23 protein-coding genes are annotated in these 23,669 nt (G+C 67.8%); 15 read left to right on the forward strand and 8 right to left on the reverse strand.

Going from position 1 to position 23,669, the window contains the following annotated elements:
* Positions 1-66 precede the first annotated feature (66 nt).
* Positions 67-1,410 (forward strand): HAMP domain-containing sensor histidine kinase, encoded by a 1,344-nt coding sequence (locus tag KDB67_RS16525; protein WP_291017854.1) that lies wholly within the window; start codon positions 67-69, stop codon positions 1,408-1,410.
* Here the strand turns inward: KDB67_RS16525 and KDB67_RS16530 are convergent.
* A complete protein-coding gene (locus KDB67_RS16530) occupies positions 1,382-2,014 on the reverse strand; it encodes a GtrA family protein (RefSeq protein WP_291017856.1) in 633 nt (210 codons plus the stop codon). The two genes, KDB67_RS16525 and KDB67_RS16530, sit on opposite strands and share 29 nt — an antisense overlap.
* A 131-nt stretch (positions 2,015-2,145) precedes the next feature.
* Here KDB67_RS16530 and KDB67_RS16535 point away from each other — a divergent pair, with 131 nt between their 5' ends.
* On the forward strand, positions 2,146-3,345 hold the full coding sequence (locus tag KDB67_RS16535) for a 5-(carboxyamino)imidazole ribonucleotide synthase (RefSeq protein ID WP_291017905.1): 1,200 nt from the start codon (positions 2,146-2,148) through the stop codon (positions 3,343-3,345).
* On the forward strand, positions 3,342-3,860 hold the full coding sequence (gene purE, locus KDB67_RS16540) for a 5-(carboxyamino)imidazole ribonucleotide mutase (protein ID WP_291017858.1): 519 nt from the start codon (positions 3,342-3,344) through the stop codon (positions 3,858-3,860). The genes KDB67_RS16535 and purE overlap by 4 nt, the downstream gene beginning before the upstream one ends.
* A 38-nt stretch (positions 3,861-3,898) precedes the next feature.
* On the opposite strand, the gene KDB67_RS16545 is transcribed toward purE, so the two are convergent.
* Both KDB67_RS16545 and KDB67_RS16550 read right to left on the reverse strand, forming a co-directional pair.
* Complete coding sequence (locus tag KDB67_RS16545; protein ID WP_291017861.1) at positions 3,899-4,633, reverse strand: TIGR03089 family protein; 735 nt, start codon at positions 4,631-4,633, stop codon at positions 3,899-3,901.
* A 16-nt stretch (positions 4,634-4,649) separates the two neighbouring features.
* Positions 4,650-6,926, reverse strand: coding sequence for an LCP family protein (locus tag KDB67_RS16550; RefSeq protein WP_291017863.1), 2,277 nt, complete (start codon positions 6,924-6,926; stop codon positions 4,650-4,652).
* A gap of 137 nt (positions 6,927-7,063) precedes the next feature.
* Between KDB67_RS16550 and rfbD the strand changes: the two genes are divergently transcribed.
* The 3 genes from rfbD to KDB67_RS16565 are packed head-to-tail and all read left to right on the forward strand — an operon-like array spanning position 7,064 to position 10,057.
* Complete coding sequence (rfbD, locus tag KDB67_RS16555; protein ID WP_291017865.1) at positions 7,064-7,996, forward strand: dTDP-4-dehydrorhamnose reductase; 933 nt, start codon at positions 7,064-7,066, stop codon at positions 7,994-7,996.
* 34 nt (positions 7,997-8,030) lie between these two features.
* On the forward strand, positions 8,031-8,924 hold the full coding sequence (locus tag KDB67_RS16560) for a glycosyltransferase family 2 protein (protein WP_291017868.1): 894 nt from the start codon (positions 8,031-8,033) through the stop codon (positions 8,922-8,924).
* Entirely contained in the window at positions 8,921-10,057 is a 1,137-nt protein-coding gene (locus KDB67_RS16565; RefSeq protein ID WP_291017871.1) for an NDP-sugar synthase, read from the forward strand. The genes KDB67_RS16560 and KDB67_RS16565 overlap by 4 nt, the downstream gene beginning before the upstream one ends.
* Positions 10,058-10,114: 57 nt before the next feature.
* Here the strand turns inward: KDB67_RS16565 and KDB67_RS16570 are convergent, their stop codons facing one another.
* Entirely contained in the window at positions 10,115-10,789 is a 675-nt protein-coding gene (locus tag KDB67_RS16570; protein WP_291017874.1) for an O-methyltransferase, read from the reverse strand.
* 305 nt (positions 10,790-11,094) lie between these two features.
* Here KDB67_RS16570 and sigE point away from each other — a divergent pair, with 305 nt between their 5' ends.
* The 4 genes from sigE to tatB all read left to right on the forward strand — a co-directional run bounded on the left by sigE (position 11,095) and on the right by tatB (position 14,451).
* Positions 11,095-11,724 (forward strand): RNA polymerase sigma factor SigE, encoded by a 630-nt coding sequence (gene sigE / locus KDB67_RS16575; protein ID WP_291017876.1) that lies wholly within the window; start codon positions 11,095-11,097, stop codon positions 11,722-11,724.
* Positions 11,725-11,977: 253 nt separating this feature from the next.
* A complete protein-coding gene (locus tag KDB67_RS16580) occupies positions 11,978-12,463 on the forward strand; it encodes a hypothetical protein (protein WP_291017908.1) in 486 nt (161 codons plus the stop codon).
* 3 nt (positions 12,464-12,466) lie between these two features.
* On the forward strand, positions 12,467-13,918 hold the full coding sequence (locus tag KDB67_RS16585) for a trypsin-like peptidase domain-containing protein (RefSeq protein WP_291017878.1): 1,452 nt from the start codon (positions 12,467-12,469) through the stop codon (positions 13,916-13,918).
* Between the two features lie 62 nt (positions 13,919-13,980).
* The gene (gene tatB, locus KDB67_RS16590; protein WP_291017880.1) at positions 13,981-14,451 is read left to right on the forward strand and encodes a Sec-independent protein translocase protein TatB; all 471 of its coding nucleotides are present in this window, start codon (positions 13,981-13,983) and stop codon (positions 14,449-14,451) included.
* Between the two features lie 15 nt (positions 14,452-14,466).
* On the opposite strand, the gene KDB67_RS16595 is transcribed toward tatB, so the two are convergent.
* The 4 genes from KDB67_RS16595 to KDB67_RS16610 form a co-directional block, all read right to left on the reverse strand.
* Positions 14,467-15,630: a P-loop NTPase gene (locus KDB67_RS16595; protein WP_291017882.1), complete on the reverse strand. Its 1,164-nt coding sequence runs from the start codon at positions 15,628-15,630 to the stop codon at positions 14,467-14,469.
* A 59-nt stretch (positions 15,631-15,689) separates the two neighbouring features.
* Positions 15,690-16,934 carry a lytic murein transglycosylase gene (locus tag KDB67_RS16600; RefSeq protein ID WP_291017884.1) on the reverse strand — a complete coding sequence of 415 codons (1,245 nt, stop codon included), beginning with the start codon at positions 16,932-16,934 and terminating at the stop codon, positions 15,690-15,692.
* Positions 16,935-17,294: 360 nt separating this feature from the next.
* A complete protein-coding gene (locus KDB67_RS16605; protein ID WP_291017887.1) occupies positions 17,295-17,837 on the reverse strand; it encodes a DUF1003 domain-containing protein in 543 nt (180 codons plus the stop codon).
* Positions 17,834-19,150: a CBS domain-containing protein gene (locus KDB67_RS16610; RefSeq protein WP_291017890.1), complete on the reverse strand. Its 1,317-nt coding sequence runs from the start codon at positions 19,148-19,150 to the stop codon at positions 17,834-17,836. The genes KDB67_RS16605 and KDB67_RS16610 overlap by 4 nt, the downstream gene beginning before the upstream one ends.
* Before the next feature lie 42 nt (positions 19,151-19,192).
* Here KDB67_RS16610 and KDB67_RS16615 point away from each other — a divergent pair, with 42 nt between their 5' ends.
* The 5 genes from KDB67_RS16615 to KDB67_RS16635 all read left to right on the forward strand — a co-directional run.
* Complete coding sequence (locus KDB67_RS16615; protein ID WP_291017893.1) at positions 19,193-19,678, forward strand: general stress protein; 486 nt, start codon at positions 19,193-19,195, stop codon at positions 19,676-19,678.
* Between the two features lie 244 nt (positions 19,679-19,922).
* Positions 19,923-21,308 (forward strand): extracellular solute-binding protein, encoded by a 1,386-nt coding sequence (locus KDB67_RS16620; RefSeq protein ID WP_291017911.1) that lies wholly within the window; start codon positions 19,923-19,925, stop codon positions 21,306-21,308.
* On the forward strand, positions 21,305-22,474 hold the full coding sequence (locus KDB67_RS16625; RefSeq protein ID WP_291017896.1) for a sugar ABC transporter permease: 1,170 nt from the start codon (positions 21,305-21,307) through the stop codon (positions 22,472-22,474). The genes KDB67_RS16620 and KDB67_RS16625 overlap by 4 nt, the downstream gene beginning before the upstream one ends.
* 4 nt (positions 22,475-22,478) lie before the next feature.
* A complete protein-coding gene (locus tag KDB67_RS16630; RefSeq protein ID WP_291017899.1) occupies positions 22,479-23,309 on the forward strand; it encodes a carbohydrate ABC transporter permease in 831 nt (276 codons plus the stop codon).
* Positions 23,310-23,313: 4 nt separating this feature from the next.
* A partial coding sequence (locus KDB67_RS16635; protein ID WP_291017902.1) for an ATP-binding cassette domain-containing protein occupies positions 23,314-23,669 on the forward strand: 356 nt, incomplete at its 3' end.

The following is a 23,669-nucleotide window of genomic DNA, read 5'->3' on the forward strand; positions in this document are numbered from 1 at the left end:
CCCGCGAACAACCGACTCCCGCGAACCACCTGACTTCCGCGAAACACTGATTGGGGCCGCACCGCCGTGCGCCGACGCATCCTCTATTCGATGATCGCCATGGTCGTGGCGGTCGGTCTGCTGCTCGGTATTCCGCTGGCCGTAATCGCCTGGTGGTGGGTCGCCGACAACGCCCGTCAGGATCTCGACGGCAGGATCAAGGCGATCGCCGATCAGCTCATCCGGCAGGAGGGTGAGGCGGGATCGATCAGGCCGGGCACGCTCGACGTCGACGCCTTCGGTGTGTTGCTCCCGGACGGCGGCAGGCTCACCATCCACTACCCGGTCAGGAGTTCGGTCGCCTCGCCCGGCCAGCCGGACAAGGTGGAGACCAGGGTGATCGGTGCGGAAATCGACGGGCACACCGTGTCCGACTCGATCGCGCTCGGTGCCGCGGGGACGCTTCTGCTGGAGATTCCCGCCGCGGACGTGCGCAGCGATCAGTTGTTCGCCGTGGGCATCGTGGCGATGGTGATGGCCGCTTCCGTGGCGGCCGGAACGGTTGTGGCCGCGGTGACGGCCGGGCGCTTGGCCGACCCGCTCACCGATCTCGCCGATCGGGCCGCGGCGATGGGCCGGGGCGAGTTCGGCGCACACTGGCGCAGATATGGCATCAGCGAACTCGACCGCGTGTCGTCGGCGCTCGGCGACGCCAACGCCGAGATCGCGCTGCGGCTCGAACGTGAACGCGAAACGGTGGGCGATGTGTCCCATCAGCTGCGCAGCCGGCTGACCGCCATCCAGTTGCGGCTCGACGAGCTGACGTTGCACGAGGATTCCGCGGTGGTCGTCGAGGCCGAGGCGGGTCTGGAGCAGATCGACCGACTCGCCCGGGAGCTCGACGAGTTCGTCGCCCAATCGCGTGAGGACGCCGCCCCGTCCCAGCGCGTCGACGTCGGTCAGACCGTTCAGACGCTGGTCGGTGACTTCGCCCCGGCGTTCGCGTCGCGGGGGCGTTCGCTCGTGGCCCGCGGTGGTTCCGAGTCCGTTGCGGCCAGTACCCGGCCGGGCCGGCTCCGCGAGGCGCTCAGCGTGCTCGTCGACAACGCGCTCACGCACGGGGCGGGTCAGTGCCGTATCGACATCGGTGAGTTGTCGAGCGGTCTGGTCCGCATCACGGTTCGCGACGACGGACCGGGCGTCGCCGACGACCTGGCAGTGATGATCTTCCGTCGGGGTTTTTCCGCGGGCAGGGGCACCGGTGTCGGGCTGTCGCTGGCCCGGGCGCTGGTCGAGGCCGACGGTGGCCGTCTCGAATTGGGGTCACGTCGTCCGCCGGTGTTCTCGATCGTCATCCCGGCCTGGCCCAGCGACGATCGTCAGGCCGGCGACGGGGCGGACCTCACGCGCGGCCGAGTTCCCCATCGCTGAGCTCGTCACCGCTGAGTTCGCCACCGCTGAGTTCGCCGCCGTTGAGCTCGTCGTCTGGCTGCGGGTCGTCGGGTTGCCTGGCGCCGGCGTCCGGCTCCGGTTCGTCCTCGTCGAGGATCGCGAAGTCGGCTTCGGGGAAGGCGAACTTGCGCAGCGCCCAGAATCGGAAGCCCATCTGCAGCAGGTTGCCGATGATGAACCCCAGCACGAAGTCGACGACGGCCAGTTGCAGCGTCGCCACGTTCTCGCGGAGGCTGAACACATTGTTGGCGAACCACAGCGGCGCGGCCTGCAAAGCGACGCCCATGCCGCTGATCACGAAGAACAGCAACGCCTCGTGGTGGCGTTCGCGTCCGCCACGGTTCTTGAATGCCCATTCGCGGTTCAGGACGTAGCTCAGAATGGTCGCGAGAACCCCCGAGATGATCTTGGCGATCACCGGTTTGTGCTCCAGGATCGTCAGGGTCAGGGCGAAGTAGATGACCATGTCGACGACGAACGTCGTGCCTCCGACGAGTGCGAACTTGATCAGCTCGTGGTAGCGCTTTGCGAGCCCGTGTATGGGTCCGGGCAACCGGTCGACCAGGTCATCGATAAAGGGCACAAGATCCGAGTGTACGAAACGATCGGAGGCCGGCATCCGTCCCGGCCACGATGTGCGGTTCGCGGACGCGACATGCCACCATGTCAACCGTGAGTTCCGAGCCAGCCGCGCATATCCGGCAAGCAGGTCAGATGCCGACGGTGACCATGATCGGCGGGGGTCAGCTCGCCCGCATGACCCACCAGGCCGCGATAGCCCTGGGCCAGTGTCTGCGGGTGCTGGCGGCTTCTCCGGGTGACCCCGCGGCGATGGTCAGCGCCGACGTGGTGCTCGGGTCGCATGAGAACATCGACGACCTGCGCCGCGCCGCGCGGGGGGCGACGGCGTTCACCTTCGACCACGAAGGGGTGCCGCTGACGCATCTGCATGCGCTCGAGGCCGAGGGGGTACAGGTCCGTCCGCCGTCGAAGGCGCTGCACTACGCGCAGGACAAACTGGCGATGCGGCTGCGGCTGGCCGAACTGGGGCTGCCGGTGCCCGACTTCGCCGACCTGGGAGGGGCCGATCGCAACGCCGCGCGGGAGCGCCTGACGGAGTTCGGCCAAGACCACGACTGGGCGGTCGTGCTCAAGGCGGTCCGCGGCGGTTACGACGGGCGCGGCGTCTGGCTGACGGAAACCCGCGACGAGGCCCTGGCGGTCTTCGATGAGAACTTCGGCAACGGCGCCGAACTGATCGTCGAGCAGAAGGTGCCGATGCGCCGCGAACTGTCCGCGCTCGTCGCCCGCTCACCGTTCGGTCAGGGCGCCGCGTGGCCGGTGGTGGAGACCGTGCAGCGCAACGGTCAGTGCGCGGTGGTGCTGGCCCCGGCACCCGGCCTCGATGAGGCATTGGCACAGCAGGCGCAGGAGATGTCGTTGCGGCTGGCGTCCGAACTGGGCGTCGTCGGGGTGATGGCGATGGAACTGTTCGAAACAGTGGACGGCCATCTGGTGGTCAACGAGCTTGCGATGCGTCCGCACAACAGTGGCCACTGGACGATGGACGGCGCGGTCACCTCCCAGTTCGAGCAGCATTTGCGGGCGGTCCTGGACTACCCGCTGGGCGACACCTCGCCTCGTGCCCCGGTTACGGTGATGGCCAATATTCTCGGCGCCGAGCAGGCCCCCGAGATGTCGATGGACGAGCGGCTGCACCACCTGTGCGCCCGGATGCCTGAGGCGAAGGTCCACCTATACGGCAAGGGGGAGCGGCCCGACCGCAAGATCGGGCATGTCAATATCGTGGGCGCAGTAGATCAGGGTGTCGAGGACGTCCGGGAGCGGGCCGAACGGGCCGCGCACTGGATGTCCCGCGCCGAGTGGACCGACGGATGGGACCCGCATTCATGACCGACAGCAGCGCCGGAGCACCCCGCGTAGGGCTGATCATGGGCAGCGATTCGGACTGGCCGACGATGCAGGCGGCGGCCGGGGCCCTCGCCGAGTTCGAGGTGCCGTTCGAGGTGGGTGTGGTGTCGGCGCACCGCACCCCGCAGCGGATGCTCGACTACGCCGCAGGTGCGGCCGGCCGGGGGATCTCGGTGATCATCGCGGGCGCCGGTGGTGCCGCGCATCTGCCGGGAATGGTCGCCTCGGCCACGCCTCTGCCGGTGATCGGCGTACCGGTTCCGCTGAAGTACCTCGACGGCATGGATTCGCTGCTGTCGATCGTGCAGATGCCCGCCGGGGTTCCCGTCGCCACGGTGTCCATCGGCGGCGCCCGGAATGCGGGCCTGCTGGCGGTGCGCATTCTCGCCGCCTCGGATCCGGCGCTGCTCGAACGGATGGCGGCGTTCCAGCGAGCGCTGGAGTCGATGGTGTTGGACAAGGACGCGGCGCTGCGCGACAAACTGCTCGGCGAATAACCCGCCCCAGCGCAGGACCGGATCAGCGCAGGACCAGATCAGCGCAGGACCAGGGTCGCCTTCTCCGTCTGCGCGCGGCGATCGGTGGCGTCGGGGTCGGCGTTGGCCACCGATACCAGCGACGCGCCCCGGGCCAGCACGGACAACAGGTTGCGGGTGAGCGCATCAGCGTCGGCCCAGCCGCGGGTCGAGAGCACCCGTGCGCCCGGAGTGACTCCGTCGGTATCGGCCTGAGCCGCGGCCGTGGCCAACACATCGGCGGTGGAGACGTCGTTCAGGGCTTCGGCGGCCCGCACCCGTGCGGCGTAGTTGTCGCCGTGAACCCGGACCGCGGTGGAGAAGTCGGTGACGCCGGGCGCCAGATCACGTACGGGCAGGGCGAACGGGTCGAGCGAGGTGACGACGACCTCGTCGGCGTCGTCGTGGTCATCGAGCCTGCCGACGGAGGTGAACACCGCGACCGCGTCGTCGGCCTCGCCCGCACCGAACCGGACATGCGCACCGGCCCACCAGCAGCCGAGCAAGATGGCCGCCGTCTGCCAGTGCTGCGGCAGGTCGACGGCGACCACATCGCCGGGCACCGCCCCCAACTCGTCGACGACGAAGTTGGCGGTCTTGGCGGCCCAGTTGCCCAGCGTCGCCGCCGACAATTCGGTGCGTTCTCCCGTCGCGTCGTCGTAGAACGTCAGCATCGGGCGTGTCCAGTCGCTGATCGGGCCGAACACGGCCGCGGTGACCGTGGGGAAGGCGGCAGCGGAGGAGACGGTGGACATGCGGTGCCTTTCGGGATCAGTTGACGCACACGGGGCCGTCGGTCTCGGCGGTGATCGGCGACTTGTTGCCGCCCGGAGCCGAATTGACGTCCTGGCCGTTGCGCTGAGGCTGGGCGATCTCGTTGACCGGGTCGGCCGCCGAGCCCGGTCCGGCGTACGAATTGGTGAGGATCACCCGCAGTTGCTTCTTCGGAACCGAAGTGTCCTCACGGATGGTGAGTCCGCCGAGATCCTTGGCCAGTTGGCGCGCCCCCGCATCGTCCTGCGAATGCGCCAGGATCACCGAATCCAGGTCCTCGGTTCCCTGCGTTGCTGTGCTGCCCCGCTGGTATCCCTTGCCGGTCAACACATTTGACACGTTCGATGCCAGGCCGTCGACGGTGCCGGCATTGGTGATGTCGACGGTGTACTCGCCGCGTTCGGTCTTCTTCTCCTTCTTCTTGCCCTTGAGCAGATCCCCGGTGGCCTCCTTGACCTGTGCCGGGTCGACCTGCACGACGCTCTGCTGGCCGTCCTCGCTCCAGCCGTGCTCGGTGATCACCGGAATGGTGGAGAAGGTGATGTTTCCACCGCTCAGATCCTTGAGCTGCTGGACGAAACTCACGATGTCCCAGCCGTCGTCGATCACGATCGACCGGGCCGCGGCGCGCTGCAGTTCCGACACCTTGGACGGGCTCGTCAATGTCTTGGCGGACAACACCTTCTGCGCGAGCGAGGCCATGAACACCTGCTGCCGGGTGATCCGGTCGAGATCCCCGCGTGGCAGATCGTGGCGCTGCCGGACAAAGCTGAGTGCCTTCGGTCCGGTCAGCGTCTGCGCTCCCGCACGGAATCGGGCGCCCGAAAGAGGTTCGGACACAGAATGTTTCAGGCAGACATCGACACCGCCGACCGCATTGGTGAGCAGGACGAACCCGAGCAGGCCGACCTCGGCGTAGTGATCGACACGTACACCGGTGAGGTTGGAGACGGTGTCGATCAACGCCTTTCGGCCTGCCTTGGTGCCTTCGGTCTCGGCTTCCTTCTCGGGCTTGCCCGCTTTCACGGCCGCCGCGCGCACATGCTCGCGGGTCGCGCCGTACGCGGCGTTGATCTTGCTCATTCCGATACCCGGCACCTCGACGTAGGAGTCGCGTGGAATGGAGATCGCCGTCGCCGATGAGCCGTTGTTCGGGATGCGGATCAACAGGATCGTGTCGGTGTTGGTGGCAACGTCGTTACCCGAGCGCAGCCAGCGCAATTCCTTGGCGTCCAGGGGATTTCCCTTGGCATCGGTCCGTGAGTCGGTGCCCACCAGCAGGACGTCCGTGGCACCGTCGCCACCACCGCCGAGACCCAGGCCCGACAGTCGGGTCACGCTCTCGCGCAGGTCGGAGATGCTGTGCCAGGCGTAACCCGTGCACACCAGGACGGTCACGCTCAGCAACGCCACCATCATGCGCGCCACGTTGTGACGATCCCGCAGCGCGGTGCGCACCACACCCACGACACCGGCCGGTGGGGGAGACGACGCGGCTATCGACGGCGTACCGGCGTCTGTGCCCCGCGGAACCCCGGAATCGTTGGCCGGCCGCCGAATTCGGTGTCGCGGCGCTTCGTCGCGCTCGGGTGCGCGGCGGCGCGGCGACGTGTGAATCTCGCCGGAAGCGCGACGAACGTCCAGGTCGTTGCCGTCACGGGGATCCCCGGGGAGCCTGGTCGGTGCGGGGCGCCGATCGCCGCGACGTCCTCGGTCGCGTGAACCGTCGTCCCCGGCGGGTCGGCGCCGCGGTGCCTCACGGCGTGCCTCGTTGGAGCGCACGGGGATCCGGTCCCCGCCGCGAGCCGGTGGTTCGGTGTCGCGGCGCCGGGGATCGATCCTGCCGCGTTCGTCGACCCTTCGTTCGTCGACCCTTCGTTCGTCGACCCTGCGCTCGTCGGTTCTGCGCTCGTCCACCCTGCGGGCACGGGGTTCGACACCCGGCCGTCGCACCCGGCCACCGGTGCCGCCGCGGACCGGTGGCTGGGCCCGTCTCGTCTCCCCGGCGCGCTCCCGGCGCCGGGGCACCTCTGCCCGCTCCCGGCGGTCATACCCCTCTGCCCGTTCCCGGCGGTCGTACCCTTCAGTGCGCTCCCGGCGTTCCGAGACGCGGGCCCGCTCGCTGCGCTCCCGGCGCTCCGACACCTGGGCCCGCTCGCTGCGCTCCCGGCGCTCCGACACCTGGGCCCGCTCGCTGCGCTCCCGGCGCTCCGACACCTGGGCCCGCTCGCTGCGCTCCCGGCGCCCGTGCCCGTTGTCTGATCGAGAGTCCACGAGTTGGCCGTTGCCTTTCCGGTGAGATTGGTGGTGCTGGTGTTAAAGGTGCAACGCCAGGCTACTGGTGTGAAGTGAGAATGCAGTCGCGCAACGCCGGGCGAGTCGTGTGAAGCGTGGGACCGGCAGGGGGCACCATGGTCACCATGACTGGACGACTCTTCGTGACCGGTGCGGCCGGGCAACTCGGAACCGCTGTGCGGCAGGTCGCCGCCCGCGGCGATTCGATACTTGACGTGACGCCGCTGACCTCCACCGACCTCGACATCGCCGACTCCGAATCGGTGCGATCGGCGCTGACCGATCTCACCGCCGACGACGTCGTTCTCAACTGCATCGCCTACACCGACGTCGACGGCGCGGAGGAGGACCACAGCGGAGCCCATGCGGTGAACGTCGACGGACCGGCCCACCTCGTCCGCGTCACCAAGGAGAAGGGGGCATGGCTCATCCATATCTCCACCGACTATGTGTTCTCGGGCACACCGCCGCGCGTCGCGGACATCGAGGGATACGAGCCGGGCGACATCGATCCGCGGGAAAAGCCGGCCACGGTCTACGGCCGCACCAAACTGCGTGGTGAGAACGTCGTCCTGCGCAACGATCCGTCCAGCACCATCGTGCGGACCGCGTGGCTTTACACCGGCGGCCCCGAATCCAAGGACTTCGTGGGCACGATGCGCAGGCTCGAAGCCCAGCGCGACACCATCAGCGTCGTCGACGACCAGACCGGCTCGCCCACGTACGCCCACGACCTGGCCGCGGGACTGCTCGAACTCGCCGGCCGTGGCCGGACCGACGCCGTCGCCGGGCAGGTGCTGCACGCCACCAACGCCGGCCGCGCCACCTGGTACGAGTTGGCCGCTCAGGTCTTCACCGAAATCGGCGCCGATCCTGCCCGCGTGCAGCCCTGTACCACCGCCGACTTCCCGAGACCCGCGCCCCGGCCCGCCTATTCGGTCCTGTCCGGACGATCGTGGGCGGCCGCCGGGCTCACCCCGCTGCGCGACTGGCGTACGGCACTGGGCAGCGCGGTCGCCGGCCAGGACAGTCCGGTGGATCACACTTAGGACCGGTCGCCCGGGGATTGGTTACCCTGTCCCGGTGACTTCACAGCTGGCCGTCGTGACGGTGACCTACAACTCGGGTGACTATCTGACGACGTTCCTGCGCAGCCTCGCCGAGGCCACCACTGCCGATCCGCAGGTCATCATCACCGACAATGGCTCCGTCGACGGTGCCCCTGACAGGGCGGAACGAGACTTCCCGTCGGTGCGACTGGTGCGTACCGGTGGCAACATCGGCTACGGCGGTGCCGTCAACCGGGGTGTGGCCGAACTCGGACCCGATATCGAGTACGTGGTGGTGGCCAACCCCGACGTCGAATGGTCGCCGGGATCGATCGACGAGTTGGTGGCCGTGGCGCGGCGCTGGCCGCGGGCCGGGTCGCTCGGTCCGTTGATCCTCGAACCCGACGGATCGGTGTATCCGTCGGCACGTCGCGTTCCCGATCTGTTCTCGGGCACCGGTCACGCACTGTTCGCCGACATCTGGAAGTCCAATCCGTGGACCGCCGCCTACCGCGCCGACGATGTCGCGCCGAGCGAACGGCCCGTGGGCTGGTTGTCGGGTTCGTGTCTGCTGCTGCGCCGGGCGGCCTTCGATTCGGTCGACGGATTCGACTCGCGCTACTTCATGTATATGGAGGACGTCGACCTCGGTGATCGGCTCGGCAAGGCGGGCTGGCTCAACGTGTACGTCCCGTCCGCGGTCATCGTCCACACCAAGGGGCACAGCGCGGGCAAGAATCCGGAGCTGATGCTGCCGGCGCATCACCGCAGCGCCTACCGTTTCCAGGCGGACCGCAACCCGGGCGTCCTGCGGGCGCCGCTGCGGCTGGTGCTGCGTGCCGGGTTGGCGTTGCGTTCCAAAGTGGCCGTTCGAGCGGCCCGTAGAGCTCTCGACCAGGAGAGCCATCTGACAGGGGATGAACGATGACCGACTCCGCGACCCAGAACGCCGCCGAGGCCGCCGGAAAGCACGAGGCACCTGACGATGCACGGCCCGATGTGCAGGCCGTGATCCTCGTCGGCGGTAAAGGAACGCGTCTGCGGCCGCTCACGCTGTCGGCGCCCAAGCCGATGCTTCCGACCGCGGGCCTGCCGTTCCTGACACACCTGCTGTCCCGGATCAAGGCCGCCGGTATCGACGACGTGGTGCTCGGCACCTCGTTCCAGGCGCACGTCTTCTCCGAGTACTACGGCGACGGATCCGAACTCGGCCTACGGCTGCGGTATGTGACCGAGGAGGCGCCGCTGGGCACCGGCGGAGCCATCCGCAACGTGCTCGGTGAACTCACCGCCGACACCATCCTGGTGTTCAACGGCGACGTCCTCGGCGGCACCGATGTGCGGCAGGTCCTCGACACCCATCGGACCAGCGGCGCCGACGTCACGATGCACCTGGTCCGGGTGTCCGATCCGCGTGCGTTCGGCTGTGTGCCCACCGACGACACGGGCCGGGTCACCGACTTTCTGGAGAAGACACAGGACCCGCCGACCGATCAGATCAACGCGGGTGCGTACGTCTTCCGGCGATCGGTCATCGAGGCGATTCCGGCAGGGCGGCCGGTGTCTGTGGAGCGGGAGGTCTTTCCCGGACTGCTCAGCGCGGGCAGACACATCCAGGGTCACGTCGACTATTCGTACTGGCGTGACATGGGGACGCCCGAGGACTTCGTGCGCGGCTCGGCCGACCTGGTGCGCGGTATCGCACCCTCGCCCGCGCTCGGTGACCGGCGCGGCGAATCCCTCGTCCACGATGGTGCGGGAGTGGGGCCGGGCGCCGTGCTCATCGGCGGCACCGTCGTGGGCCGCGGAGCGGAGGTCGGACCCGGCGCCAGGCTCGACGGTGCGGTGGTGTTCGACGGCGCGGTGATCGAGGCCGGCGCGGTCGTCGAACGCAGCATCATCGGCTTCGGTGCCCGTCTGGGCCCGCGGGCGCTGATCCGCGACACGGTGATCGGCGACGGTGCCGACGTCGGTGCCCGGTGCGAGTTGCTGCGTGGCGCTCGGGTGTGGCCGGGCGTGACCATCCCCGACAACGGCGTCCGGTTCTCGTCCGATATCTGACCGGGGCGTTTATCTGACCGGGGCGTTGTCTGACCCGGTACTTGTCCGACCCGGTACTTATCTGGCGCGGTCGGGTGCCTTGGCTGCGGCCAGCACTCCTTTACCGAGGGGGATGACCACCGGCAGCAGCCGGTCGTCCTCGGCGACGATGATCGCGGCGCTGCGGGCGGCGTCGGTCATCGGATCGTTGCGTTCGGGATCGCCGATGGCACCTTCGGCCGTCGCGTCGTGGACGACGAGCACGCCTCCCGGCCGCAGCAGGCGGATGGCCTCGACGACGAAGTCGGGCAGTTCCAATTGCGGGCCGTCGACGAACACCAGGTCGTACGAGCGGTCGGACAGGCGGGGCAGCACGTCGCGGGGAGCGCCGTTGATCAGCCGGGTGCGTCCGGAGGACACCGCCGCACCCGCGAACGACGCACGCGCGGCACGATGGTGGAGCGGTTCGGGATCGATGGTGGTCAGCACACCGTCGGCGCGCATCCCGGCGAGCAGCCACAGCCCACTGACGCCCGCACCGGTGCCGATCTCGACCACGTTCGTCGCGTTGACCGATCGTGCGAGGAATGCCAGCAGCGCACCGGTGGCCGGGCTCACCGCGGTCGCGCCGAGTTCTTCTGCACGGCCGCGGGCCGCCGCCACGGCGTCGTCCTCGATGATCGCGGACTCCGCGTAGGAGAGCACGGAGGCGGCCGCCTGCGCGGACAAAACGGGCGAAGGTGATTCACTCACGATGCCAGCGTAATCGGGTGGCGGTCACCGCTGTCGCAGGGCACGCTGATTTCGGCTGAAAGTCCCAGGTGGCGGCCGCTCCGTGAACTGTTCCCGGCTTCCTCAGGGAACACACAGCCATCTCATACGGCGACCACACGCCGATAGGAGAGGGTTGACCCATCGCGGATGAGCGCGAACGGCGACTCGGGGGATTCGGGAATCCGGGGAAACGGGCCGGGGCGGGAATAGACCGGGCACCGGACCGGTTGATCCGATACCCCCGGCCGCACCACCAGCGTGAACGAAGGGAACGTGCACCAGCAATGTCTGCATCGCCAGTATCAGCGTCCTACGACGAGACCGCCGACCGGATTCCGTCCGGCACCGCGGGCTTCGACGCCACGGGCAGCGCGGGTCTGATGCCGTCGTGGGACGAACTGGTACGTGAGCACGCCGATCGTGTCTACCGGCTCGCCTATCGTCTGTCGGGAAATCAGCACGATGCCGAGGACCTGACCCAGGAGACCTTCATCCGCGTCTTCCGCTCGCTGTCGAACTACAAGCCGGGCACCTTCGAGGGCTGGCTGCACCGCATCACCACCAACCTGTTCCTCGACATGGTGCGCCGCCGCGGCAAGATCCGGATGGAGGCGCTGCCCGAGGACTACGACCGGGTGCCTGCCGACACCCCCGATCCCCAGCAGCTCTACGCCGACGCCAATCTCGACGCCGACCTGCAGAGCGCGCTGGATTCGCTGGCGCCCGAGTTCCGCGCCGCCGTCGTGCTGTGCGATATCGAGGGGCTCTCGTACGAGGAGATCGCCACCACTCTCGGGGTCAAGCTGGGCACGGTGCGCAGCCGCATCCACCGCGGCCGGCAGGCGATCCGCGACCATCTGGCCGGCAACGGTCACCTCGACGGCCGCTCGGTTGCGATGGGGTCGGCCCGCTAGCGTCGATCCAGGCCCACGCCGTAGCCCCGGCCGGGAACCTCCGGCTCGCGAGCATCGTTGAGTGCTTCGGATAGGCTGGCGGCAGTGCGCGCATCCGACCCGATGGGAAGGTTCTGCGCGGCGTCATCGCCACGGCCGAATAGTCGAGACGGAAGGGCAAACCATGGACACCGGCAGGAGTCGTCAGGGCCCCGAGAGTCCTCAGATTCCCGGGGGGCTCACGGGCCCACAGTCGCAGCTCGATGCGACCGGTATGCGCCGGCGGCGCCGTTCCTCCTGGAACCCCGCGACCTGGTCACCCGGTGCGCCCTGGTTGACCCCCAATCCGGGCTATCGTGCGCCGGGAACCCCCGGTGGCCGGGACTTCGCTCCCACCGAACATCTCAATCCGGAGGCGGTTGCGGCGTTCGCCGACGGCGAGCTCGCGATGACACCCCACCTGCGCGCCGGTCGGCACTTGGCCGTGTGCGCCGAATGCACTGCGGCCGTCGACGCCCAGATCGCGGCCAGCAAACGCCTGCGTACGTCCGGTTCCGTCGAGATCCCGGCCTCGTTGCTGGGGCAACTGGCTCAGATCCCGACGCGTGAGTTCGACATGCGGCGTGTCGTCGACGGAAACCACCTCGATGCCTCCGGATTTCCGGTGCACGACGCGCAGGGCGCCCACGATGCGCAAAGTGTCCGGAGTGCTGTGACGGACAACACCAACGGCCGCGCCCCGCGCCGGTGGGGTCGCTGACAGGTGGAACAGATCGACGACAAAGCCGACCTCTTCGTGGGCCGGCATGTATCGGTGTCGCGGGAGACCGCCGAGGTATTCGGCAGGCCGGCGGGTGTCCGGGGTTCCTTCGCCGACAGCGGCCAGTCCGATTCGCGGCCCGCACCCGCGATACGCCCGCCCGATCCCGTCCTCGCCGAGGCGTTCAGTCGTCCCGCAGGTGAGCCCGACAGCCTGCAGCGCGATCCGCTGGCTTCCTACGGTGTGCCCGACGAACCTCCGGCGCGGGCGGATCCGTGGCGCGATCCCGACAGCACCCCCACACTCGATCGTCCGGCCCTGAGCGTTCCAGTAGCGCCCGAGCCGACCCTCGCGGGCCCGAAGCTCGGCGTGCGTGAGGTCCTGTTCGGTAACCGGATCAGCTGGTGGGCGCTGGGCACGCTGGCGATGATCGCGTTGCTGATCGGGCTGGTCGGTGGTCTGCTCGGCCGGTGGACGGCCGAGGTCGCGGCACCGCTGCATTCCAACAGCGTCAAACTCCATCAGTCGGGCGGGGGCGGTGATCAGCCGCGCAGCCAGGTGGCAGCCGTCGCGCGGGCGGTGGAGAAGTCGGCGGTGTCCATCGACATCCGCACGGCCAGCGCGTACGCCAACGGCTCCGGTTTCGTCATCGACGCCAAGGGGTACATCCTCACCAACAACCATGTCGTGTCGATGGCCGCCAATGATCGCTCGGCCAAGCTCGAGGTGGTGTTCTCCGATCGCACACGGGTTCCGGGCCGGATCGTCGGCCGTGATGTGCGGACCGATCTCGCGGTGGTGAAGGTCGACAAGGTCGAGAATCTGACGGTGTCCAAGCTGGGTAACAGCGACAAGCTGCAGATCGGCGAGGATGTGGTGGCGTTCGGTTCGCCGCTGGGCCTGGACCGCACGGTGACCAGCGGCATCGTCAGCGCGATGAACCGTCCGGTACCGCTCAAACCCGACGCCGAATCGGACACCGACGCGGTGATCGACGCGATACAGACCGATGCGGCGATCAATCCCGGCAACTCGGGCGGCCCGCTGGTGAACGGCAAGGCCGAGGTGGTGGGCGTGAACACGGCCGGTCTGGTGCCGGGCGGTGGCTCGATCGGGCTCGGTTTCGCGATCCCCATCAATCAGGCGCTGCCCATCGCCAAGGCCCTCATCGCCGACGGCAAGGTCAATCATCCGCAGATCGGCATCAACGCCAGCTCGGTGCGCAACGAGCGGGTGCTGGGAGCGCAGGTGCGCAATGTCGTCGCCGGCGGTGCTGCGGATCGGGCCGGCGTGCGGGAGAATGACGTCATCATCTCGTTCAACAACCGGACCATCGAGAGTGCCGACGAACTGACGGTTGCGGTGCGCACGTCCAAGATCGGCGAGAAGGTTCCGTTCACCTATTGGCGGGACGGCCGGACCTTCAAGTCCACCATCACGCCGGGCAGCGACTAGAGGCATCCGAAGGTGTCGGACTTCATATCCGGTCTCCACAGCACGTCAGGGGGTGCACGAACATGTTCAGCAACATCGGGTGGGGCGAACTCCTGATCATTCTCGCCGCGGCGCTCATCGTGCTCGGCCCGGAGCGGCTGCCCGGTGCGGTGTCGTGGACGCTGCGCGCGGTGCGTCAGGTCCGCGACTACGCGACGGGTGCGACGAGCCAACTCAAGGACGAGCTCGGCCCCGACTTCGAGGATCTGCGCAAACCACTCGCACAGCTCAATGAATTGCGGGGGATGACACCGCAGTCGATCGTCACCAAGCACCTGCTCAACGGTGACAGCTCCATTTTCGATGACGTCCGGAATGGATTCGACGACGTCAAGAAGGGGTTCGACCTGGGGGAAGCGCCCGGGTCTGCGAATCCGTCGATGACCAAGCGGCCGTCGTCCGCACCCGACCTGGGCTCCAAACCCGATCTGGGTAAGACGCCGAAGGCTCCCGGCGGCGGCCCGCACGACGCGAGCCGCTGGGACGCCACCTAGGGCCACCTTGGGCGGTTACAGCAGATTGCCGGGTTCGGCACGCCTGGTGGTGTCGATGCCCAGGCTCATCCCGGCCAGTCCGCGGCGCCGCACGGCCAGTTGATCGGCGACAGCCCGCAGCGCCGAACCCGAAGCCGATTCCGGGTGCGCGAGTACCACTGGCGTACCCGCGTCACCGCCTTCGCGCAGCAGCGGTTCGAGCGGGATCTGACCGAGTAGTTTGACGGGTGCGCCGACGGCGCGGGTCAGCCGGTCGGCGACCTTCTGACCGCCGCCGGAGCCGAACGGCTCCATCCGGCTGCCGTCGGGCAACTCCATCCACGACATGTTCTCGACCACCCCGAGGATCTTCTGCCGTGTCTGCAGGGCGATCGCGCCGGCCCGTTCGGCCACCTCCGCCGCCGCCTGCTGCGGGGTGGTGATGACGAGGATCTCGGCGCCCGGGATGAGCTGGGCGATGGAGATGGCGACGTCACCGGTGCCCGGCGGTAGATCGAGCAGTAGCACGTCGAGATCGCCCCAGTACACGTCGGCGAGGAACTGCTGCAGCGCCCGGTGCAGCATCGGGCCGCGCCAGGTGACGGGGGTGTTGCCGTCGGTGAACTGGCCGATGGAGATGAACTTCACGTCGTGGCTGACCGGCGGCACGATCATCCGTTCCACCTGGGTGGGTTTGGCGTCGCTGCCGAGCATGCGGGGCACCGAATGGCCGTAGATGTCGGCGTCGAGCACGCCGACGGAGAGGCCGCGCTCGGCGAGGGCGGTGGCCAGGTTCACCGTGATCGACGATTTGCCGACGCCGCCCTTGCCGGAGGCGACCGCGTACACCCGCGTCAGCGATCCGGGCTGGGCGAACGGGATGACCGGCTCGTCCTTGTCGCCGCGGAGCTTCTTACGCAGGGCGGTGCGCTGTTCGTCGTTCATCACGTCGAGCTCGACCCGCACCTGACCGACGCCGGGTACGTCGGCGACGGCCTTCTCGACCCGGCTGACGATCTCGGTGCGCATCGGACAACTCGAGGTGGTCAGGTACACGCCGACGTCGACGCTGGCGTCGTCCGCGACGGCGACCGATTTGACCATGCCGATCTCGGTGATGGGTTTGCCCAGTTCGGGATCTTTGACCTTGCTGAGGGCCGAACGGACGGACGACTCGGTGGGAACGACTCCGGTACTCATCGCTCACCAGCCTAGGGCATGTCCCCCGGGGGTATCGCTCCCCGGGCCGGTCGGAACGGTCAGCGAGGTGCGCCGCCGGCCGCCGCGTGCTGACGCGCCGCGCCCTGCCTGGGGGTGTTGGTGGCGGGCTTGCGGGTAGGCAGCAGAAGACCCGGAATCCGGAGGTTGGGCGCCGGTTTGATCGTCGTCGTCGTGACGGACGGGGCGCCCGGCGCGCTGGTCTTGGCCGGTGTGGTGGGCTTCGGCTGGTCGGGCAGCGGGAGACCGGGAATGGTCACGCCCGGCGGCAGGCACACCCCACGCGCCACGCACTGCTGGGTCGGCTTGGTGGGGGTGGTGGAGGAGGCGCTGGGCGTGTCCGACGGGGCCGACGGGTCGCCCGGTTTGCGGCTCTCCGATACCGATCGGTCGGCCGAACGTCCCGGTTTCCTGCTGCTCGACGGTGTCGGGCGCTTGGGTTCGGGGATCGGGTTGGTCGGCATGACACCGGTCGAGTAGGCAGTGGCCCAGCTCAGCACGTTGGCCACGTATTCCATCGAATGGTTGTACCGCAGGACGGCGGCGACCTTGTTGCGCTCGGTCATGATGTCGGTGACGCCCGCGCACAGGTAGCGGCCGGCCGAGTAGGTGGCGTCGAAGACGTTGTTGGGGTCGGCCTTGCCGTCGCCGTTGGCGTCGGCCCCCCAGGACGCCCAGGTGCTGGGGATGAACTGCATCGGGCCCATGGCGCGGTCGTGGGTGGCGTCGCCGTCGATCCGGCCGCCGTCGGTGTCCGTGATGACCTCGTTGCCGGCGAGCGTTCCGTTGAGGACGGGGCCGGCGATGGGGTTGATGGTGGTGCCGTAGGCGTCGACGGAACCATTGCCGGCATGGTCGGACTCGATGCGGCCGATCCCGGCGAGCAGGAACCACGGCAGTTTGCATTGCGGGGACTCGGATCCGACGCGGGTCGCGGCGAGCTTGTACGCCTTGAGGACCACACCCGGGATGCCCAGCGGCCCCGACGGCAGGTCGACGGTGGTGCGGAACTGCGGGGCCACACCGGCGCCGTTGGTGGCGTTGTTCGGCGCCGGCGGGACGAACCCGGTCATGGCCGTGGCCATCGAAGGTGAGACCTCGTAGGCGGGGGCGGTGACCACCGGTTCCTGGTTGGCGACGGTGTCGATCGCGGAACTGTGCGCACTCGACGACGCGGCGCCGAGCACCATCGCACCGACCAGGATCGATCCGGTTCCCACCGCCAGCGTCCGCCGGGGGACGCGCGCACGCGAGGATCCGCCCGATTTCCTGAACACCGAACTCATCGGCAACTACCCCGATAGTGCCTGGTCTCTTCCACGCCTAGCTCCGTACACCACACAGTCGTCGTTCCCGCACGCGGCGGCGCGGGTATTGTTGCAGCCCCCGGCCCGCGGTGAGCGGGTTGTCATTGTCCGGACGGGTGTGTCCCGACCGATAGTCGTGAACCACCATACAGATCATGTCTCATTTTGAATACGAGATAAGATAGTTCTCTTACCCCTGTGCATCGCCGTCGGGTGGTGTGTTGTTACGTGCACCCGCGTCCGACCTGGTAAATTGCGGCCCACCTGTCCACCGAACGGATGAATTGTGCACCGGAGAGCACGAAATCGTGCCTGTTCGGAAATCGTGACCGTTCGGGTTCAGTCGACGGTCGGATCGTGATCGTCGGTCTTCGGCTCGTCGAGCGGGTCGGTCTCCTCGGTCCGCTCCCGTAGCCGCTCGGTGAGTTCGTCGATGAGGTCGTCGAGTTCCTTGCGCAGGTAGTCCCGGGTGACGGTGTCGCCGACGGCGAGGCGCACCGCGGCCAGCTCCCGGGCCAGGAACTCGGTATCGGACTTGGTCTGCTCGGCCCGTGCCCGGTCCTCTTCCAGCGCGACCCGGTCGCGGTTTTCCTGACGGTTCTGAGCCAGCAGGATGAGCGGCGCCGCGTATGCGGCCTGCGTCGAGAACGCGAGATTGAGCAGGATGAACGGGTATGGATCCCACCGGATCGCCACGGCGACCAGGTTCAGCGCGATCCACACGATGACGACGACCGTCTGGATCGCGAGGTAGCGCCCGGTACCGAGGAATCTGGCAACGCGTTCGCTGTAGACGCCGACGATGTCGGAGTCGAGATTGAAGGTGGGCCGCCAGCGTTCCTGCGGGGTGTCGAGCTTGCGGCCGACACGTTCGGTGCTCATCGCGGCGACCGCTCGACGGCCGGAACCGTGGCGTGCGGACCGGCGCCGGGGTGCGGATCGGTTTCGCGCCAGTCGCGTGGCAGCAACTCGTCGAGGAGGTCGTCGACGCTGACCGCTCCCAGCAGGTGGTTCTCGGCGTCGACGACGGGTCCGCACACCAGGTTGTAGGTGGCGAAGTAGCGGGTGACCGTGTCCAGCGAGTCCTCCGGGCCCAGTGAGATCAGGTCGGCGTCGAGGATGCCGCCCACCAGTGAGGCCGGCGGCTCGCGCAGCAGCGCCTGGAAGTGCACGCATCCCAGGTATTTTCCCGTCGGTGTAGCCGTCGGTGGGCGCACCACGAACACCAGGCTGGCAGCGGCCGGGTTGATCTCGGGGTTGCGGATCCGGGCCAGCGCCTCGGCCACGGTCGTCGAGGCGGTCACGATCACCGGTTCGCTGGTCATCAGGCCGCCCGCGGTGTCGGGGGAGTGCGTCAACAGCCGGCGCACCGGTTCGGATTCCTCCGGATCCATGCGGGCCAGGAAGGCCTCGGCCTCGGTTGTGGGCAGCTCGCCGAGCAGGTCGGCGGCGTCGTCGGGGTCCATCGCCTCCAGGACGTCGACGGCGCGGTCGATGCCGACGTGGTCGAGGATGGCGGTCTGGTCGTCGGGCGGCAGCTCCTGCAGGACGTCGGCCAGGCGCCCGTCGTCGAGTGCGGCGGCGATCCGGTCGCGGCGGCGGGGCGGGAGATCGCGCAGGGCGTTGGCGACGTCGGCGGGGCGCATGCCCTCGAACTGGGACAGCTCCTGTGCCAGGCTCTGTCCGGGAAGTTGCAGCGCGTGTTGGGTCAGGCCCACCACGTGACCCCATTCGACGACGTGAATATCACCGCGACGCAAGCCTTTTCGGCTGGTTCGCACCGCGACGCGGGAAATCACCCAATCGCGGGTGCGGGTGCGTTCGATACCGAGGTCGATCACTGTCAGGTCCTGATCCTCCAGGCCCTTGAGGTCGGGATCGTGGATCCGCACGCGGGAATCGACGATCTGCCCCATCGCCAGTGCCTCGCCGGGACGCAACTGCATCTGCCGCAAGTTCACCTGGCCGGTGCCCAGGGTCACGGCCTGTGGCTCGATGGACGTGATGCGCAGCATGGGCACGAAAATCCTTCGCCGGGTGGGCAATTCGACGGCCAACCCGAGGGCGCGCGGACGTTGGCCGGACAGGCGCAGAGCGACGACGACATCACGGATTCTTCCGATCGACTCGCCGTCGGGGCCGAGTACCGTGAGCCCGACTAATCTGGCGATGTAGACCTTGCCCAACGATGCCATGGGCTAAGGGTAGAGGTCGCTGACAACAGGAGTGGAGACGACATGTCCAACCCGATTCAACCGCCCAGGCCCGGTGCTGCGCTGCCCACGCCGCCGAAGGGGTGGCCGATCGGTTCCTACGGTACGTACGCAGAGGCTCAGCGCGCCGTCGACTACCTGTCGGATCAGGAGTTCGCGGTCCAGGATGTGACCATTGTCGGGGTCGACCTGATGCAGGTGGAGAAGGTGATCGGCCGGCTGACGTGGGGCAAGGTCATCGGCGGTGGCATCGTGTCGGGGGCGTGGCTGGGCCTGTTCTTCGGTCTGCTGGTGTCGCTCGTCGTCGACAACCCTTTGGTGCCTATTGTTTTCGGCCTCGTCGGCGGCATCGTCTTCGGTGTTATCTCCACGACGATCCCTTATGCGGCCACGCGCGGGCAACGCGATTTCGCCTCGACCATGCAGCTGGTGGCGGGCCGCTACGACGTGCTGTGCGATCCGCGCAGCGCCGAGAAGGCACGAGACATGCTGGCGCGGCTGACAATCTGACGATCCCGCATCGATCGACACCAATCCGGGCATGTTCCCTGGCCATTCGGCTCTGCTCGCTGGCACGCTCGAACCAATGGTGCGGTAGCTCACATCATGCTCTGTTAGGTTGAGAAACCGAACAATGGCGTGAGGAGGGCATGTGACGATCAGGCACACCGGGGTCCCACACGACGGGGTTCCACGCACCGGGGTTCCAAACGACAGGGCGCCACGAAAATGGGTCCTACGCAGGGCACTCGGCATCGCCGTGGCGGTGGCCGTGGGTCTGCCTGTGGCCGCGTGCGGATCGGGACACACCCCCGGCACCATCAACATCTATACCAACGCCGACGGTGCGGCGATCACCCGCACGACCAGTGCCGCGTGCACCAAGGATTCGGCCGGTAAATACACGATCAAGGTGCATGTCCTGCCCAAGGCCGCCGACGACCAGCGACTGCAGCTCGCGCGCCGGCTGGCCGGCAACGACAGCGGGGTCGACCTGATGGGTCTGGACGTCGTCTGGACCGCTGAGTTCGCTGATGCGGGCTGGATCGAACCGGTGCCCGACCCGCTCGCGGCCAAGATCAAGGAGACCACGCTCGGCGGCCCGCTCGCCAGCGCGCTCTGGCAGACCACCGACGATTCCGAGAAGCGGCTGTATGCGATCCCGACGTGGAGCAATACCCAGCTGCTCTGGTTCCGGCCCGATCTGATGAAACAGTATCTCGGCACCACGAGGCCTCCCGCCACCTGGGACGAGATGCTTGATGCCGCGGAGAAGATCCGCAAGGCCGGGGGACCGAGCTGGATCATGGAGCAGGGGGCCCAGTACGAGGGCCTGATGGTCTGGTTCAACTCGGTGCTCACCAGTGCCGGTGGTTCTGTCGTCGATCCCGACGACGCGTCCACACAGACGCTCAATGACACGGCCGAGCACCGCGCCGCCACCCTCAAGGCCTTGCAGATCCTCAAGGCGGTGGCCACCGCGCCCGGTCACGATCCGTCGATCACCAACGCCGACGAGACGGCCGGCAGGCTCGGAATGGAAAGCGGCAAAGCCGCCTTCCAGATCAACTGGCCGTTCGTCTTCGCCTCGATGCGGTCCAATGCGGCGGCCGGTGACGTGCCGTTCTTCAAGGAGATGACCCGGTACGCCGATCTGCTCAACAGCAATCCGCAGAACAATCAGCTCGGCGAGGTGAACAACTTCGTGCGCACCAGGTTCGACTTCGCGCCCTATCCGGGCGTCATCCCGGGGGTGCCGGCCAGGAGCACCATCGGCGGCCTGAACATCGGTGTCGCGAGTACGTCCAAGCAGAAGGCGCTGGCCTTCGAGGCCGCAGAATGTCTCACCACGCCGGCGGCGCAGAAGATCTACGCGATCGACGGCGGCAATCCGCCGGTCCTCAAGGCGCTCTACGGCGACCCGGATTTCCGGGCGGCCTACCCGATGGGTGACATCATCGGTCAGCAACTGGCCGCCGACCGAGCCGCGACGCGCCCGCCATCGCCTGTCTACCAATCGATTTCCACTCTGGTCACTGCGACGCTGTCGCCGGTGGGTGCCTGGGACCCGGAGTCGATGGTCGATGAGCTGGCGGATCAGGTGCAGAAGGCCATCGACGGGAAGGGGCTGATCCCATGACGAACGACGGCAACGGCGGGGGCCGGCACGCTCTCGGTGGTGGTGAGCCGCGGCGTGGCTGGTCGCACCCGGAGGTGGCCAAGAGTCCCGCGCCGGGTTCGGCCGGTAAGTGGGTGCCGCCGGAACAGATGCCGGGCGCCGTGCACCGGACTTCCGACCGGCCGGCCGCGGCGGGACCGGCCGGCCCGGCGGCCGGTTCACCGGTGCGTGCGGCCGCAGCGGTGGCAACCGTGACGCGGCCGGAGTCCCCGGCCACGAGAGGCGGCACCACGGGCGGGGGCAGGATCAGCGACGGCAAGTCCGCCGAACGCAGGCTCGCGTTCTGGCTGGTCGCCCCGGCCGCCGCGCTGATGGCGCTGGTCACCGGTTATCCGATCATCTACGCGTTCTGGTTGTCGCTGAACAAGGAGAGCCTGTCGGCGCCGGGCGAACGCAGCTTCGTCGGGTTGAGCAATTACGTCACCGTGCTCTCGGACGGCTACTGGTGGACGGCGTTCGGCGTGACGATGTTCATCACCGTGGTCTCCGTGGCGATCGAACTGGTGCTGGGCATGGCGGTGGCGCTGGTGATGCACCGGACGATCTTCGGCAAGGGCGTGATCCGCACCGTGGTGCTGATCCCATACGGCATCGTCACCGTGGCGGCGGCCTTCTCCTGGTACTACGCGTGGACGCCGGGCACCGGCTATCTGGCCAACCTGTTGCCCGACGGCAGCGCGCCACTCACCTCGCAGTGGCCGTCGCTGTTCATCATCATCCTCGCCGAGGTGTGGAAGACCACTCCGTTCATGGCATTGCTGCTGCTGGCCGGTCTGGCGCTGGTTCCCGACGATCTGCTCAAAGCGGCCCAGGTCGACGGTGCCGGTGCCTGGACGAGACTCACGCGCATCATCATTCCGCTGATGAAACCGGCGATCCTCACCGCACTGCTGTTCCGCACGCTCGACGCGTTCCGCGTGTTCGACAACATCTACGTGCTCACCAAGGGCTCCAACAACACCTATTCGGTGTCGATGCTGGGCTACGACAACCTGTTCAAGGCATTCAATCTCGGTGTGGGATCGGCGATCAGCATTCTGATCTTCCTCTGCGTCGCGATCATCGCATTCGTCTTCGTCAAGGGCTTCGGCACGGCCGCGCCCGGCTCCGACAATGAGGGGCGGTAGCGGAATGAACCAGACCGGATCCAAAAAAGCCTGGTGGACCATCGCCAACGTCCTGGTGGTGCTGTACGCCGTCGTCCCGCTGATGTGGATCGTCAGCCTGTCGTTCAAGACGCCGGGCACCGTCAAGGACGGTAGTTTCATCCCCAAGGAATGGACGTTCGAGAACTACACGGGCATCTTCGAGGCGGGTGACTTCACCGCCGCGCTGCGCAACTCGATCGGCATCGGCCTGATCACCACGTTCATCGCGGTGCTGCTGGGCACGATGGCCGCCTACGCGGTGGCCCGGCTCGATTTCCCCGGCAAGAAGCTGCTGATCGGGGCGGCGCTGCTGATCGCGATGTTCCCGCAGGTGTCGCTGGTGACGCCGATGTTCAACATCGAACGTGCCATCGGCCTGTTCGACACCTGGCCGGGCCTGATCCTGCCGTACATCACGTTCGCGTTGCCGCTGGCGATCTACACGCTGTCCTCGTTCTTCCGGGAGATTCCGTGGGAGCTGGAGAAGGCGGCGAAGATGGACGGCGCCACCCCGTTTCAGGCGTTCACCAAGGTCATCGCGCCGCTGGCCGCGCCGGGCGTGGTCACCGCGGCCATCCTGGTGTTCATCTTCGCCTGGAACGATCTGCTCCTGGCCCTGTCGCTGACCTCCACCAACCGCGCAATCACCGCGCCGGTGGCGATCGCCAACTTCACCGGTTCGTCGCAGTTCGAGGAACCGACGGGATCGATCGCGGCCGCGGCCGTCGTCATCACCATCCCGATCATCATCTTTGTGCTCTTCTTCCAACGTCGTATCGTCGCCGGTCTGACCTCCGGCGCGGTGAAGGGATAGCTCCATGGCCGACATCGTTCTGGACAAAGTCTCCAAGAAGTACCCCGACGGCTCCACCGCCGTGCACGAGGTGAACATCGACATCGCCGACGGCGAGTTCATCATCCTGGTCGGCCCGTCGGGCTGCGGAAAGTCGACCACTCTCAACATGATCGCCGGGCTGGAAGACATCACCTCCGGCGAGCTGCGGATCGGCGGGGAGCGGGTCAACGAACGCGCCCCCAAGGACCGCGACATCGCGATGGTGTTCCAGAGCTACGCGCTGTATCCGCACATGTCGGTGCGGCAGAACATCGCGTTCCCGCTCACGCTGGCCAAGCTCGACAAGGACACGATCAACAAGAAGGTGGAGGAGGCCGC

It is taken from the genome of Gordonia sp. (in: high G+C Gram-positive bacteria), from assembly GCF_020438995.1.
GTDB lineage: Bacteria > Actinomycetota > Actinomycetes > Mycobacteriales > Mycobacteriaceae > Gordonia.

Coding starts and splice junctions, on each gene's coding strand:
- KDB67_RS16535 (WP_291017905.1), top strand. CDS start 2,146: ATGCCGACGGTGACCATGATCGGCGGGGGTCAGCTCGCCCGCATGACC.
- purE (WP_291017858.1), top strand. CDS start 3,342: ATGACCGACAGCAGCGCCGGAGCACCCCGCGTAGGGCTGATCATGGGC.
- KDB67_RS16545 (WP_291017861.1), bottom strand. CDS start 4,633: ATGTCCACCGTCTCCTCCGCTGCCGCCTTCCCCACGGTCACCGCGGCC.
- rfbD (WP_291017865.1), top strand. CDS start 7,064: ATGGTCACCATGACTGGACGACTCTTCGTGACCGGTGCGGCCGGGCAA.
- KDB67_RS16565 (WP_291017871.1), top strand. CDS start 8,921: ATGACCGACTCCGCGACCCAGAACGCCGCCGAGGCCGCCGGAAAGCAC.
- sigE (WP_291017876.1), top strand. CDS start 11,095: ATGTCTGCATCGCCAGTATCAGCGTCCTACGACGAGACCGCCGACCGG.
- KDB67_RS16580 (WP_291017908.1), top strand. CDS start 11,978: ATGCGCCGGCGGCGCCGTTCCTCCTGGAACCCCGCGACCTGGTCACCC.
- tatB (WP_291017880.1), top strand. CDS start 13,981: ATGTTCAGCAACATCGGGTGGGGCGAACTCCTGATCATTCTCGCCGCG.
- KDB67_RS16595 (WP_291017882.1), bottom strand. CDS start 15,630: ATGAGTACCGGAGTCGTTCCCACCGAGTCGTCCGTCCGTTCGGCCCTC.
- KDB67_RS16600 (WP_291017884.1), bottom strand. CDS start 16,934: ATGAGTTCGGTGTTCAGGAAATCGGGCGGATCCTCGCGTGCGCGCGTC.
- KDB67_RS16605 (WP_291017887.1), bottom strand. CDS start 17,837: ATGAGCACCGAACGTGTCGGCCGCAAGCTCGACACCCCGCAGGAACGC.
- KDB67_RS16610 (WP_291017890.1), bottom strand. CDS start 19,150: ATGGCATCGTTGGGCAAGGTCTACATCGCCAGATTAGTCGGGCTCACG.
- KDB67_RS16615 (WP_291017893.1), top strand. CDS start 19,193: ATGTCCAACCCGATTCAACCGCCCAGGCCCGGTGCTGCGCTGCCCACG.
- KDB67_RS16625 (WP_291017896.1), top strand. CDS start 21,305: ATGACGAACGACGGCAACGGCGGGGGCCGGCACGCTCTCGGTGGTGGT.
- KDB67_RS16630 (WP_291017899.1), top strand. CDS start 22,479: ATGAACCAGACCGGATCCAAAAAAGCCTGGTGGACCATCGCCAACGTC.